The organism is Castellaniella denitrificans, from assembly GCF_042653765.1.
Lineage (GTDB): Bacteria > Pseudomonadota > Gammaproteobacteria > Burkholderiales > Burkholderiaceae_B > Castellaniella > Castellaniella denitrificans.
In genome coordinates, this window is sequence record NZ_JBHSEZ010000001.1 from 177151 (window position 1) to 190605 (window position 13455).

Annotated in this window: 13 protein-coding genes and 1 tRNA gene; 6 read left to right on the forward strand and 8 right to left on the reverse strand. The window is 64.9% G+C overall.

Going from position 1 to position 13455, the window contains the following annotated elements:
• Positions 1 to 12 precede the first annotated feature (12 nt).
• Complete coding sequence (gene recN, locus ACFO27_RS00885) at positions 13 to 1665, forward strand: DNA repair protein RecN (protein ID WP_376815593.1); 1653 nt, start codon at positions 13 to 15, stop codon at positions 1663 to 1665.
• A gap of 43 nt (positions 1666 to 1708) precedes the next feature.
• Here the strand turns inward: recN and fur are convergent, their stop codons facing one another.
• Entirely contained in the window at positions 1709 to 2134 is a 426-nt protein-coding gene (gene fur / locus ACFO27_RS00890) for a ferric iron uptake transcriptional regulator (RefSeq protein ID WP_376815594.1), read from the reverse strand.
• Positions 2135 to 2346: 212 nt separating this feature from the next.
• Between fur and ACFO27_RS00895 the strand changes: the two genes are divergently transcribed.
• Together ACFO27_RS00895 and dapB are read left to right on the forward strand one after the other, a co-directional pair.
• Positions 2347 to 2832 carry an outer membrane protein assembly factor BamE gene (locus ACFO27_RS00895; RefSeq protein WP_376816370.1) on the forward strand — a complete coding sequence of 162 codons (486 nt, stop codon included), beginning with the start codon at positions 2347 to 2349 and terminating at the stop codon, positions 2830 to 2832.
• On the forward strand, positions 2832 to 3623 hold the full coding sequence (gene dapB, locus ACFO27_RS00900) for a 4-hydroxy-tetrahydrodipicolinate reductase (protein WP_376815595.1): 792 nt from the start codon (positions 2832 to 2834) through the stop codon (positions 3621 to 3623). Before ACFO27_RS00895 ends, dapB begins: the two co-directional genes overlap by 1 nt.
• A gap of 96 nt (positions 3624 to 3719) precedes the next feature.
• On the opposite strand, the gene murB is transcribed toward dapB, so the two are convergent.
• Positions 3720 to 4817, reverse strand: coding sequence for a UDP-N-acetylmuramate dehydrogenase (gene murB, locus ACFO27_RS00905; RefSeq protein WP_376815596.1), 1098 nt, complete (start codon positions 4815 to 4817; stop codon positions 3720 to 3722).
• Between the two features lie 276 nt (positions 4818 to 5093).
• Between murB and ACFO27_RS00910 the strand changes: the two genes are divergently transcribed.
• Positions 5094 to 5169 (forward strand) — tRNA-Gly (locus ACFO27_RS00910).
• An 87-nt stretch (positions 5170 to 5256) separates the two neighbouring features.
• On the opposite strand, the gene ACFO27_RS00915 is transcribed toward ACFO27_RS00910, so the two are convergent.
• From ACFO27_RS00915 to ACFO27_RS00930, 4 genes are all read right to left on the reverse strand, one after another.
• Positions 5257 to 6072 (reverse strand): hypothetical protein, encoded by an 816-nt coding sequence (locus ACFO27_RS00915; protein ID WP_376815597.1) that lies wholly within the window; start codon positions 6070 to 6072, stop codon positions 5257 to 5259.
• Positions 6073 to 6440: 368 nt separating this feature from the next.
• Complete coding sequence (locus ACFO27_RS00920) at positions 6441 to 7787, reverse strand: type II toxin-antitoxin system HipA family toxin (RefSeq protein ID WP_376815598.1); 1347 nt, start codon at positions 7785 to 7787, stop codon at positions 6441 to 6443.
• Positions 7784 to 8047 (reverse strand): helix-turn-helix domain-containing protein, encoded by a 264-nt coding sequence (locus tag ACFO27_RS00925; RefSeq protein ID WP_376814400.1) that lies wholly within the window; start codon positions 8045 to 8047, stop codon positions 7784 to 7786. The genes ACFO27_RS00920 and ACFO27_RS00925 overlap by 4 nt, the downstream gene beginning before the upstream one ends.
• 427 nt (positions 8048 to 8474) lie before the next feature.
• Positions 8475 to 8870, reverse strand: a complete 396-nt coding sequence (locus tag ACFO27_RS00930) for a GFA family protein (RefSeq protein WP_376815599.1) — start codon at positions 8868 to 8870, stop codon at positions 8475 to 8477.
• 88 nt (positions 8871 to 8958) lie between these two features.
• Here ACFO27_RS00930 and ACFO27_RS00935 point away from each other — a divergent pair, with 88 nt between their 5' ends.
• Positions 8959 to 11364 (forward strand): glucose/quinate/shikimate family membrane-bound PQQ-dependent dehydrogenase, encoded by a 2406-nt coding sequence (locus ACFO27_RS00935; RefSeq protein WP_376815600.1) that lies wholly within the window; start codon positions 8959 to 8961, stop codon positions 11362 to 11364.
• A gap of 138 nt (positions 11365 to 11502) precedes the next feature.
• Here ACFO27_RS00935 and ACFO27_RS00940 read toward each other — a convergent pair whose 3' ends face one another.
• Positions 11503 to 12006: a macro domain-containing protein gene (locus tag ACFO27_RS00940; protein ID WP_376815601.1), complete on the reverse strand. Its 504-nt coding sequence runs from the start codon at positions 12004 to 12006 to the stop codon at positions 11503 to 11505.
• Between the two features lie 197 nt (positions 12007 to 12203).
• Between ACFO27_RS00940 and ACFO27_RS00945 the strand changes: the two genes are divergently transcribed.
• A complete protein-coding gene (locus ACFO27_RS00945) occupies positions 12204 to 12815 on the forward strand; it encodes a hypothetical protein (RefSeq protein WP_376815602.1) in 612 nt (203 codons plus the stop codon).
• Here ACFO27_RS00945 and ACFO27_RS00950 read toward each other — a convergent pair.
• Entirely contained in the window at positions 12812 to 13426 is a 615-nt protein-coding gene (locus tag ACFO27_RS00950) for an ATP-binding cassette domain-containing protein (RefSeq protein WP_376815603.1), read from the reverse strand. The genes ACFO27_RS00945 and ACFO27_RS00950 overlap by 4 nt on opposite strands.
• Positions 13427 to 13455 lie beyond the last annotated feature (29 nt).

A 13455-nucleotide genomic window follows, 5' to 3' on the forward strand; every position in this document is an offset into this window, starting at 1 on the left:
ACCATACTAGCCATGCTGCGCGCGCTGCACATCCGCGACTTCGTCATCGTCGACCAGGCCGACATCGCCTTCGACGCCGGCTTCACCGTGTTCTCCGGCGAGACCGGGGCCGGCAAGTCGATCCTGATCGACGCCCTGGCGCTGGCCCTGGGCGGCCGGGGCGACGCCGCGCTGATCCGCCAGGACGCCCCGCGCGCCGACATCAGCGCCGTCTTCGACGCGCCCGAGGCCGCCGCCGGCTGGCTGGCCGAGCAGGCGCTGGAAGGCCCGGAACTGATCCTGCGCCGCGTCATCGACCCCCAGGGCCGCAGCAAGGCCTGGATCAACGGCGTACCGGCCACCCTGGGCCAGTTGCGCGACCTGGGCGCCCTGCTGGTGGACATCCACGGCCAGCACGCCCACCAGAGCCTGCTGCAGCCCGCCAGCCAGCGCGAACTGCTGGATACCCAGGGGGGCCACGCCGACCAGGCGCGCGCCCTGCAGCAGGCCTGGGCCGACTGGCGCCAAGCGCAGGCCGCGCTGGACGCCGCCCGCAGCGACGCGGCCGGCCAGGCGGCCCGGCTGGAACAACTGGCCGCGGACGTGGCCTGGCTGGACGAACTGGCGCCCGAGCCCGGCGAATGGCCGGACCTGTGCGCCCGCCAATCCCGCCTCGCGCACGCGCAGGCCCTGCTGGCCGGCGCCGGCCAGGCCGTCGAGGCGCTGGACGGCGAATCCGGCTCGGCGGCCCAGGCCCTGCACGCCGCGATCCAGTCCCTGCAGTCCCTGGTGCGCCACGATCCCTCTCTGGAAGAACACTGCCAGGCGCTGGAATCGGCCCGCATCCTGTGCGCGGAAACCGTGTCCGGCCTGAACGCCTATGCCGATCGGCTGGAGCCCGACCCGGACGCCCTGGCACAGGCCGACGCCCGCATGGGCCGCATGTTCGAAGCGGCCCGCCGCTTCCACGTCGAGCCCGACGCCCTGGCCGAGCACCACGAAACGCTGCGCGCCCGGCTGCGCCAGGCCGAGGCCGGCCAGGACCTGAAGGCGCTGGAACAGGCCTGCCGCCAGGCCGAATCGCATTACATGGAACTGGCCCGCGTCCTGAGCGCCGCGCGGCGCGCCACGGCCGTCCAGCTCGCGGCGCAGGTCACGGCCGCCATGCAGACCCTGTCCATGGACGGCGGCGTCTTCGACATCGCCCTGGCGGACTGCAAGCCTTCCGCGCATGGACTGGAAACCGTGGAATTCCTGGTGGCCGGCCATGCCGGCGTCCCGCCCCGGCCGCTGTCGCGCGTGGCCTCCGGCGGTGAACTGGCGCGCATTTCCCTGGCCCTGTCGGTGATCGCCAGCCAGGCGGCCCGGGTGCCGACCCTGATCTTCGACGAGGTGGACGCCGGCATCGGCGGCGCCGTGGCCGAGGTCGTCGGCCGCCTGCTGCGCGAACTGGGCGCGCGCCACCAGGTCCTGTGCGTCACCCACCTGCCCCAGGTCGCGGCCTGCGCCGCCCGGCATTTCCGGGTCAGCAAGGCCACCCGCGCCGGCCGCACGCTGTCGGCCATCCGGCCGCTGGACGAGGAATCCCGCACGGAGGAAATCGCCCGCATGCTGGGCGGGCTGAAGATGACCGACGCCACGCGCACGCACGCCCGCGAGATGCTGGCGTCCGGGCAGACTGGCTAAGGGGCCGGCCGGCGCGCCGCCCCGACGGCCGGCGCGCGGCGGATCAGGTCCGTTTGGCGGCCGAGCACTTCGGGCAGATGCCGTAGAGCATCATGTTGTGGCTTTCCAGGGTGAAGCCATTGTCCTTGGCCACCCGGTGCTGGCGCTTTTCGATTTCCGCGTCGGAAAATTCCACCACCCGGCCGCAGTTGGTGCAGATCAGGTGATCGTGATGATCGCCGTCGTTCAGCTCGAACACCGCCTTGCCGCCGTCGAACTGGCTGCGCAGCAGGATGCCCGCCTGCTCGAACTGGGTCAGCACGCGATACACGGTGGCCAGGCCGATGTCCACGTCTTCGGCGATCAGGGCGCGATAGACGTCTTCGGCGCTGTGGTGACGGGTTTCCGCCTTGCGGAATACATCGAGGATCTTCAGGCGCGGAAAAGTCGCCTTCAGGCCCATGGTCTTGAGTTCGATCTGGTCGTTCATGATTGAAGTATCCCGGGGAATGCGGCGAAAGGCAAGCGGGCCGGAACCCCCCGCATTCAGCCGCGCGCATGCGCAAATCCGAATTCCCTTTATGATAGCGGTTTTAGCGGCCGCGGACTGCGCGGCCATCGAATCCACCACGAGGGGCTTTCGTGCACATCCGATCCAGCGCTCATTCCCACAGGCTGACCTTATGCCTGGCCGCCAGCGTCATGGCGCTGGGCCTCGCGGGCTGCGGCTCGACCAATTGGGGCTTCCCCTACCGGGCCACCATCCAGCAAGGCAACTGGATCACCGCCGAGCAGGTCGCCAAGCTCGAAACCGGCATGACCCGCGACCAGGTGCGCTTCATCCTGGGCACGCCCACGCTGCAGGACATCTTCCACGCCGAGCGCTGGGACTACCCCTACTACAACCAGCCCGGCTACGGCCAGGACGAACTGCGCAAGTTCACCGTCTGGTTCGAGAACGACCGGCTGACGCGCTGGACGGGCGACGAGCAGCCCGACCGCCAGCCCTTCCAGAAGGCCGACAGCGGCAAGGAAGCCATCCAGTCGGTCGACGCCGAACGCGCCGCGCAACGGTCGGCTTCCCCCGGCCTGGGCTCGTCCGCCTCCCCCAGCGGCCAGAACGTCGTGCCGCAGGCCACCATCGAGACCGCCCCCATCGGCACGTCCAGCCAGGAAGAGCGGAAATAATGCGCATCGCCATCGCGGGCGCCTCGGGCCGCATGGGGCGCATGCTGATCCAGGCCGTCCTGGAATCCCAGGACCTGACCCTGGCCGTCGCGCTGGACCGCCCCGGCAACGAGGCCATCGGCCAGGACGCCGGCGCGCCCCTGGGCATCGACACGGGCGTGCGCATCACCGACAGCCTGGATGCCCTGGCCGGCGCCGATTGCCTGATCGACTTCACCCGTCCCGAAGGCACCCTGGCCCACCTGGACGCCTGCGTCGCGCACCACGTCAAATGCGTCATCGGCACCACCGGCTTCGACGCCGAGGGCAAGCAGGCCATCCGCGCCGCCGCCCAGAAGACCGCCATCGTCTTCGCCCCCAACATGAGCGTGGGCGTCAACGCGACGCTCAAGCTGCTGGACATGGCCGCCCGGCTGCTGAACAGCGGCTACGACGTCGAAGTCTTCGAGGCCCATCACCGCAACAAGGTCGACGCGCCCTCCGGCACCGCCCTGGCCATGGGCGAGGCCGTGGCGCGCGCCTGGGGCAAGCCGCTCGACGAGATCGCCGACTGGGCGCGCCACGGCGACACCGGCCCGCGCGAAACCGGCCACATCGGCTTTTCCGTGCTGCGCGGCGGCGACATCGTCGGCGACCACACCGTGTACTTCTGCGGCACGGGCGAGCGCATCGAGATCAGCCACCGGTCCAGCAGCCGCGCCACCTACGCCCAGGGCAGCCTGCGCGCCGCCCGCTACCTGGCGCGCCGCGAGTTCGGCCTGTTCGACATGCAGGACGTGCTGGCGACCTGAACACGGCGCCGTCCGAATGGCGAGAAGGGCCTCCGCTCAATCCGGAGGCCCTTCGTCTTTTCATGCCGCATACCGGCCTGAACGGCCCGGCCGCGCTCAGTCCAGCACCACGGGCTCCCGCTCCAGGTCCACCCCGAATCTTTTTTCCACGTCGGCGCGCACGGCCCCGGCCAGCGCCAGGACATCCGCCGCCTGCGCACCGCCGTGGTTCACCAGCACCAGCGCCTGGCGCTCGTGCATGCCCACGGGGCCCAGGCGCCGCCCCTTCCAGCCCGCCTGCTCGATCAGCCAGCCCGCCGCCAGCTTGACCCGGCCATCGGCCTGGGGATAGGTCCGCAGGCCCGGAAACCGCCGCGCGAGTTCAGCCGCCTGGCTGGCGCCGATCACGGGATTCTTGAAGAAACTGCCCGCGTTGCCCAGCACCGCCGGATCCGGCAGCTTGCGGCGGCGGATGTCGCACACGGCGTCGAAGATCCGGCGCGGGGACGGCGTCCTCGGCGCTCCGCGCGCCGCGCCGCCAGCGCCGAATCCCCCGCCCTCGTCCCGCAGCCCAGGATGATCGCGCAGGTCCGGATAGCCCAGGCGTGGCGTCCAGGCCTTGGGCAGCGCGAAACGCACCCGCACGATCAGCCAGCGCCCCGCCCCGTCGCGCTTGAACAGGCTGTCGCGGTAGGCGAAGCCGCACTCGTCCGGACGCAGTTCGTATTCGCGGCCCGCCCGCAGGTCCCAGGCCACCACCGAATGCAGGCGCTGGTCCAGTTCCAGCCCGTAGGCGCCGATGTTCTGCACCGGCGCCGCCCCCACCGTCCCGGGAATCAGGGCCAGGTTCTCCAGCCCCGGCCAGCCCTGCGACAGGCAATGATCCACGAAACCGTGCCAGGGTTCCCCCGCCGCCGCCTCGACGATCCAGTGGCCGGCGGTTTCATCCCACAGGCGGATGCCGCGCAGCGCCACGCGCAGGATGCGATGATGCGGCCGGGCCTCGATGACGACGTTGCTGCCGCCGCCCAGGACGAACAGCGGCGCATCGGCTTCCCGACCTTCCGGGCCGTTCCGGCCGGCAGCTAGGGCCTCGCACAGGGCCGGAATGGCGGATTCGTCTTCCAGCACCGCCACGGCCGCCCGCGCCGGCAGGCCCAGGGTGTTGCGGGCTTGCAGGTCCTGATCGGAAAAGACGGGGGGCTGGGCGGGCATGGGGCGAGAGGGTCGGACAAGAAGGCGTAAGCATACCGCGCGAGGTGCCGGCAGGCGCGCGGAACGGTTTCAGGGTTGGCATTTGAGTGGGCCCCAACAGGACCCCAGGCCGATTTGACAGCCTTCGATGTCATGTTTTATAGTTTCGCCTCTTGCTTGATTGCGTATCGGCAACAGCGCCCTGACGGGCCTGAAGTCCAGGCGGAAAGATCCGATGATTTGACAGCCTGAAAAATACACAATACAATGCATGGCTTAGCTGAACAGCTAAACAACGCGGGAATAGCTCAGTTGGTAGAGCGCAACCTTGCCAAGGTTGAGGTCGCGAGTTCGAGACTCGTTTCCCGCTCCAGGTTTTAAAAAGGCCCAAGCTTCGGTTTGGGCCTTTTTGCGTTCGCGCCCACGTCAAGCTCGGCGCATCACACGGGCTACGACATAGTCAAAAAGAAAGCCCAGGGATAGGTTCTTTACCTTCCCGTCCATAAATTTCGCTATACCCATCAGATCTCATTGCCCTGTCTATTGCAGACAGGTGCTTTCTTATGATCCCAACAAAAGGTCTTTTGGGGTTAATTTTCGGCCCCGGCCTCAATGTGATAGCCTCAAATTTTTTAATGTACGGAGCCTGAGTAATTTCCCATACCAGACCGAACATATCGGCAAGAAAAAATAACACTCTTCCATATTCGTCGAATCGCGGTTGCGCATGCAACACCTTAACCTGCTCATCCTCGATAGTTATAAACTCAAAATGACTCGAGTAGTCAATATGAGTTTTTTTGCTCAGAAACCCATACATCCTACCAACACGACTATCTAATGACTTTAACTGAGATATGGCCTGGGTCGCTCCAAGTTTTGAAACAACATCCAGATCGTCGTGCTCATATGCCGCATAAGCCCATGCAATTTGTTCCAAAACCAATCTTGCAACAGCATGCCCCTCATAATTATTTCCGAGCCGATACAATATATTCACCGCAAAAAAACTGGCCAGCAAGCGCTCTAAAGCCAAAGATGCACCATATGCGCCATTACTCGGATCAGGGCACCCTTCCGAGTTGAACTTTTCCATCATACCAACTACATATTTTTTTGTTTCTTGATAAGCAGATAGATAAGCGCCAAGAGCTTTTTTTCGCCCCCTGATCTGGCTGTTATCTTTGCCGTATCTCTTTTTTGCGTAGTCCACACTTTTAAGCCCCAGTGTGGAGGCGATAGCTGCTGCCCGGACATCCTCACGAAAGCCTTCCATATGAGCACCTCTCGGAACCATTGCCACATGCAATTGCGTAGTCCACACTTTTAAGCCCCAGTATGGAGGCGATAGCTGCTGCCCGGACATCCTCACGAAAGCCTTCCATATGAGCACCTCTCGGAACCATTGCCACATGCAAGTGAGCAACTAGTTCGAAATTTTCGAGCAATGCGCGCGCAGCCCATGTAGCATTGGATAAAGAATCAACCATTAGAGCCTTCCAGGAAAACTAAAAATTAAATAATCCTCACATAGCCCCACCAAAAAGACCATGCAATCCCACTAATATTCTGAATAGACACTCTAATATCTACAGACCATGCGGCCACGCTGACAAGTCAATAGCCTATCAGGAGGCGAAGACCCTACGTTTTTCGACGCAGTCCTAGCAGCTCCGACCTTCCAATCACCTCTCGCCCCCTCTCTACCTTCTCAGGTTCCGAAAACCCCGCCTGCGCAATCGCCTCATCCAACCCGCTGAAGGCAACCGAACGCTTCGGACTGCGCAACGAACCCATCCCCTCATTCCAGGCATACACCATCTGCTTGGCAACGGTATGCCAGCGCGGCTCATTCTTGGCGGCCTCGATCACTTCCCGCCCCACCGCCACCGCCGACTCGCACAAGCGTTCCACCATCTCCGCATACCGCTTCGGCGCAATTCCCAACCTGGCCTTGAAGAACCGCTCCAAGGTTTTTCCCACCGCCCAAGTCTGCCGTCCCTCCACCGACAAGCCCGGCGGATTGGACGCATAGCGTGGATACGCCTGAGTCGTGACGAGGTCATAAACCGGCGTATAAGCGACATCTTTCAAACTGGTGTAATGGAGCGCAATGTTCTTGGCATGGCAATCGGCATTGCGCACCACATAGTTGGTCAGCAAGTGCCAACCGAACTGCTCCAACTGCCTCCGCATCGCCGGAGCAGACACATACGCACAGGTCGCATTCAGCACGCGCTCGGTCGTCGTCGCATATTTCTCATGCGGCGGCAGACCCAGCAGGCCGCAAGCATCTTCGACTCCATGCGTGGCAACACCCTGCGTATCCACGTCGAACCGGTCCACGACTAGGACACGTCCGTCCTCCGACATTCGTGTCTTGGCGACTGGCACGACATTCAGGCGCTCCAGGACCCGCATGGTGTAGAACTCGTTGAACCCGAGATAAGGCGTACTGTCGTCCGAGCCCTTGATGATGTGCAGACTGGTGCGCAGTGTCGGTTTGCCCAGAACCAGGGCAAACTCATCCGCCCCCTCTTCCGGCGCAATGAACTTGGGCACCATGCCGGAGATGGACGCGCGGGCATATCGACGCACCAGGCTGGCAAAATGCGCTGTGGTGTTCTCGGCTTTGAGCAAAGTCTCGATCTGCAACGGCTCCAGGTCACCGACCGGTCCACCGCTCTCCGGCGTAACGGTGACACGTCCAATCCCCATCCCGCCGACGATCGCCAATAAAGAAAGATCCGTACCATCCAGCAAAGGCCCGAATTCTTCACGGATGATGCTCAGGAGATAGCCTTCAGGCAGGTTCTGCCGAAAGAAAGGATGGAGGTCGCGCGGCCAACGCCAGGGGTCCGCACGCACCGGCATCGTCAGGCTGACGAAATCGGCGGGATCGGTATCCGGCAGATAGCTCAGGACATACTCGTCACGCTCCCGATAGAGCGTGGCGACCGCTCTTCCGCACACACGTACATCGAGCTTCATGACGCTTCACCCCGACGCTGCTCGGCCAGGATATCCTCAATCGTCCGGGCATGGCCCTGCTTGACGGGCTTGAGATCATAGCCTGCAGCCTCCAGCAGTCGCAGCAAGGCAGAGACACTCATATCGCCTTTGGCAAGCGTTTCCATGCGGGCAACGGTCGTACGGGAAACCCCGGCTCGTCGAGCCAAAGCATCCTGGCTCAGGCCAGCTTCCCGGCGCACGTTACGCAGCAGATCTGCGACGTCAGCAAGTGTTGTCACTGTATCTCCTGGGCATCAAAAAACCACTTTAATACTAAAAATGTATCCCATAAGACACATCACTACAACAGAGGCATTCGAACACCCCTGTCCCAATCGACAGAAATCGCTATCCCAGAGTATTTTGTAGCCCATAAGCATCAAATCAGCCCATACCGACTCGGTCTGGTGCTTAAGGGCCACAGGCGGATGATGTTGCCGAGGGCGAAGAACAAGGCTACAGTTGAGGAGCCTGTAGCTCATTGCGGTCAAGGAAGTATTTTCGAAACAACCACTTAAGGCACTAAGTCGAGTCCCGTTTCCCGCTCCAGATTCCAACAAGGCCCAAACTTCGGTTTGGGCCTTGTTGCTTTCTGCGCCGGAACCAACGACAGTCCGAAGACCGGATCAACAGGCCAGCCGATGGCATCGATGAGCACCCGGACGGCTACTTCGCCGCGAATCGCTCGAAGACCTGCTTTCCCGTCATCTTCCGCGTCTGGTTCTTCAGTTCGTAGAAAGCAGGCTTCTCGTCGGTGAAGATCTCATCGACGAGCCGGAACGACCGGTCCTGGAAGAGCCCGGCGGGCAGGATGTATTCGTTGCCGGACACCAGGCGATAGAACAGATGGGTGCCGCACGTCGGGCAGAAACCGCGCTCGGCCCAATCGGACGAACGGTAAACCTGCGCCTTGCCGCCGGAGAACTCGACGCCGGTGCCGCAATGCACGGCGAACAGGGGGCCGCCCGACCAGCGCCGGCACATGGAGCAATGGCACAGCCCGATCTGCTCGCGATCCGGCGCCGTCACTTCGATGGAACCGCAGAGACATTTTCCTTTCATGACAAACTCCTGTCGGAACGGGAAACCAATCGAGAAACACCACTATGATAGAGTGGTCTTCATGCTTTCGTGCGCAAGGATGACGCCCATGAACACGACCAGTCCTCACAGGACCACGTCCCAGACCATCGGCTGGGTGGTGCTGATCCTGATCGCGCTTTATTCGCTGCTCGGTGGAATCTGGCTGTCGGCGCTGGGCGGCTCGTGGTACTACGCCGTGCTGGGCGTGGCATTGCTGGCGAGCGCTTGGCTGCTGCGGCGGCAACGGACGGCGGGACTGTGGCTGTACGCACTGATCCTGGCGGCCACGCTGGCCTGGGGCCTGTGGGAAACCGGCCCCGACTTCTGGGCGCTGGCGCCGCGCTACGACCTGCTGTTCCTGCTGGGCCTGTGGCTGCTGCTGCCGCCCGCCACGCGCGGTTTCGCCGCCCCGGGGCCCGCCAAGGCCGCCGTGGGCGTGGCGATGCTGGGCATGCTGGCGGTGCTGGGCTACGGCCTGTTCAATGATCCGCAGGAAATCGACGGCACGCTCGCCCGCGCCCAGCCGGTCCAGGCGCGGCCGGTGCCCGGCGTGGCGGACGAGGACTGGCCGGCCTACGGCCGCACGGAAGGCGGCGTGCGGTATTCGCCGCTGGCGCAGATCAACGACGGCAACGTCAAGAACCTGCGCGTCGCATGGACCTATCGCACCGGCGACTTCCGCACCGCGAACGATTCGGGCGAGACCACCAACGAGGTCACGCCGATCAAGGTCGGCGACAAGCTGTTCCTGTGCACGCCGCACCAGTTCCTGGACGCGCTCGACGCCGCCACCGGCCGGCGCCTGTGGCGCTACGACCCGAAGCTGAAGGCCGACAGGACTTTCCAGCACCTGACCTGCCGGGGCGTGGCCTATCACGACGCGCACAATGCGGCGCGTTTTCCGGCCAGCGCCGCCAAGGCCGATGGCCAGGCGTCGGACCAGTGCCCGCGCAAGGTGCTGCTGCCCACCAACGACGGGCGCCTGATCGCGGTGAATGCCGACAATGGCCAGCAATGCGGCGATTTCGGCAAGGACGGCGAGATCGACCTGCAGCAAAGCATGCCCCACGCCTACCCGGGCGGCTACAACCCGACGTCGCCACCGGTGGTCACCGCGTCGACCATCGTCATCGGCGGCTCGGTGACGGACAACTTCTCCAACAAGGAGCCGTCCGGCGTGATTCGCGGCTACGACGTGCGCACCGGCGCGCTGAAGTGGGTGTTCGACACCGGCGCGGAGGACCCCAACGCCATGCCGGGCGAGCACACGAAGTTCGTGCACAACTCGCCCAACGCCTGGGCGCCCCTGGCCTACGACGCGCGGACCGACGTGGTCTACGTCCCCACCGGCGTGGGCACGCCCGACATCTGGGGCGGCGACCGCGATGCCTTGAAAGAGCGCTACGCCAATTCCATCCTGGCGCTGGACGCTTCCACCGGCCGCCTGATCTGGCACTTCCAGACCACGCACCATGATCTGTGGGACATGGACGTGCCGGCGCAGCCCTCGCTGATGGACGTGACGACTGACGATGGCGAGATCGTGCCGGCCATCTACGTGCTCACCAAGACCGGCAACGTGTTCGTGCTGGACCGCCGCGACGGCCGGCCCATCGTGCCGGTGACGGAAAGAGCCGTGCCGCAGAGCGTGGCGCGCGGCCCGCAGACCCGGGGCGAACATTACGCGCCGACCCAGCCATTCTCGGCGCTGGACCTGGCCCCCCAGGGCAGGCTCACCGACAAGGACATGTGGGGCGCCACGATGCTGGACCAGCTGATGTGCCGCGTGATGTTCAAGCGCCTCAACTACGACGGCATCTACACGCCGCCGTCCGAGAACGGCACGCTGGTGTTTCCCGGCAATCTGGGCGTGTTCGAATGGGGCGGCATGTCGGTGAACCAGGATCGCCAGGTGGCGCTGGCGAACCCGATCGGCCTGCCGTTCGTCTCCCGGCTCATTCCCGAAGATCCGGACCGCGCCATCGGTGTGAAAGGCGCCGGCACGGAAAGCGGCGTGCAGCCGATGTACGGCACGCCGTACGGCGTGGAGATCAACCCCTTCCTGTCGCCGCTGGGCCTGCCGTGCAAGGCGCCGGCCTGGGGCTATGTGGCCGGGGTGGACTTGCGGAACAACCAGGTGGTATGGAAGAAACGCATCGGCACCATCCGCGACAGCCTGCCGCAGCTGTTCCAGCTGCCGCCGCTGAAGATCGGCGTGCCGGGCCTGGGCGGCCCCATCTCGACCGCCGGCAACGTGATGTTCGTGGCGGCCACCCAGGACGATTATCTGCGCGCGTTCGACGTGAGCGACGGCAGCTTGCTGTGGGAAGCGCGCCTGCCCGCCGGCGGCCAGGCCACGCCGATGACCTATGCGGCCGGCGGCAAGCAGTACGTGGTGATCATGGCCGGCGGCCACGGCTCGTTCGGCACCCGGATGGGGGATTACCTGGTGGCCTACGCCCTGCCGGATTGAGCGCCGCATGCGCCAGGGGGACTCGCGGGCATCACGCTGGCGTCCTTCGTGAAAACCCGCGCGCCCCCGCTACCGGGCCGCTGATTCCCCGCGGGGAAGGCGGCGGCCCCCGGCATTCTTCGGAATGCGCCTTGAGCGTCAGAGGCCTTCCGCCGCCTGCACGTCCTTGTGATAGGTCGTGTAGACGATCACCGGAATGTCCAGGTCGCCCAGGTACTGGTCGACCAGCGGCTTGACGGCCGCCCATTCCAAGCCACCCACGCCGGTCGCCAGCCGCGGCAACGCGACGCTGGAGATCTTTTCGGCGCGGATGTACTGGACCAGGTTCTGCAGCGCGCGGCGCACGTTTTCAATGCTGGCCTTGCCCGGCTTGGCGCTCGGCCCCTGGCCCAGGGTGTCCTGCGTCACCAGATTGATGATCTTGCGCACGCCGCCATGTTCCTGCACGCCCGTCCAGCCCCATACGTCTCCCGCGCCGATGGCCTTGGAGCGTGTATCGTGGCGGTAGTCCTTGACCAGCGAAGGCCACCGCTCACGCAGGGCCAGTGCCAGACCGCTGTCGAACGGATCCTGCGCCGAAATGCCATGCGCGAGCAAATCCGCCTTGCTCAACAGGATATCGCCGGAAACTTCCTTGATCATGTAATTCCCTCTTTCAAGAAACAAGTACAGCAAGCAACATGATCGCCATACGTATAAACCCTACTTTATGTAATTTTATCCTAATAGCCAGTACGATATCCCCGCGGCCGGGACGCGCGGCAAGCCTTGGCGCATTTCCAAAGCCGCACGGGCGGGACCCATTCCGGTCCGGGCAACCATCCTTCCGAAACACGTCAATGGACATCGCATCGACCCTGTTGATCGCCGCCGCGGCATGGCTGGCGCTGCGCATGCGCTACCAACGCGCGCGCATCGCCCTGCTCGGGCGCCACCTGGCCGGCCTGCAGCTCGAGCGCGGCATGGAAACCCTGACGCAGGGCTACACCCGCGCCATTCACGAGGCGTCCGAGGCACGCCAGATCCAGGTGCTGGAATCCTTCGCCCAGACCGAACGCACGGTGGCGACGCAGGCGCAATCGCTGGCCGACGCCATGCGACAGGAAAGCGGACAGGCCACCCGCATGAGCATGCTGCCGTTCTGCGTGCCCTACGCCGAGCGTTTCCTGCCCGTGCCGACACGGGACTTCCGCGCGCTGCTGCGGATCCACGCGGCCGGCCTGCGCCACGTCGTGGACAATGAAAGCCGCCTGGATCCGAAGGACCGCGCCTACCACCTCTCGGCGGAGCTCTATCTGCTGCAGCACAGCTGCCACTGGTATTGCAAATCGCGGGCCGTGGCCGATGCGCGCCTGACGCTGCGGCATCAAGTCAGGCACCAGCAGGCGCTGGACGCGGTGTCCGACGTGACCCGCTCGGCCTATCTGCGGTGGCTGCGGGACGCCGGCTAGCGCAGCGCCGCCACGCCGACCACCTTCGCCCCGCAGGCCCGCACCAGTTCGGCGTCATGGCTGGCGAACAGCACCACACGGTCCCGGGACCAGGTCCGGAACTGCTCGGCCAGCGCGGCGCGGGCCTGCGCGTCCAGCCCGTTGCTCGGACCGTCCGCGACGATGACGGCCGGATCGCCCAGCGCGGCGGCCGTCAGGAAAACCTTGCGGCGCGTGCCCGTCGACATCTGCTCGAAGCGCTTGTCCAGGTGCGGTTCCAGCCCCAGCCGGCGGGCCAGGTCGAACACGGCATCGTCCAGGGCGGCGTTCTTTTCCACAGCGATCTGCTCGAGCAATCCGCGCCCCGTCCGCGACGGAAACGCCAGGCAGTCGTCGGGCACGCAGGCCAGGCGGGCCTTGGCGAGCAAGGGTTCGCGGACCATCGAATGCCCGTCGATCCAGACCTCGCCCGCGTCCGGCGCGATCGCGCCCGCGACGATGCCCAGCAGAGTGGATTTGCCGGTGCTTTCTTCTTCGCACAACGCCACGCACCCTGGACCGAACGTCTGGTTCAGCCCCTGGAAGACAGAATGGCCGCCGTAGCGCTTGGTGAGATTGTCGATGCGCAGCATGCCGGGGAGTGTACCAGCGGGGCGCACAC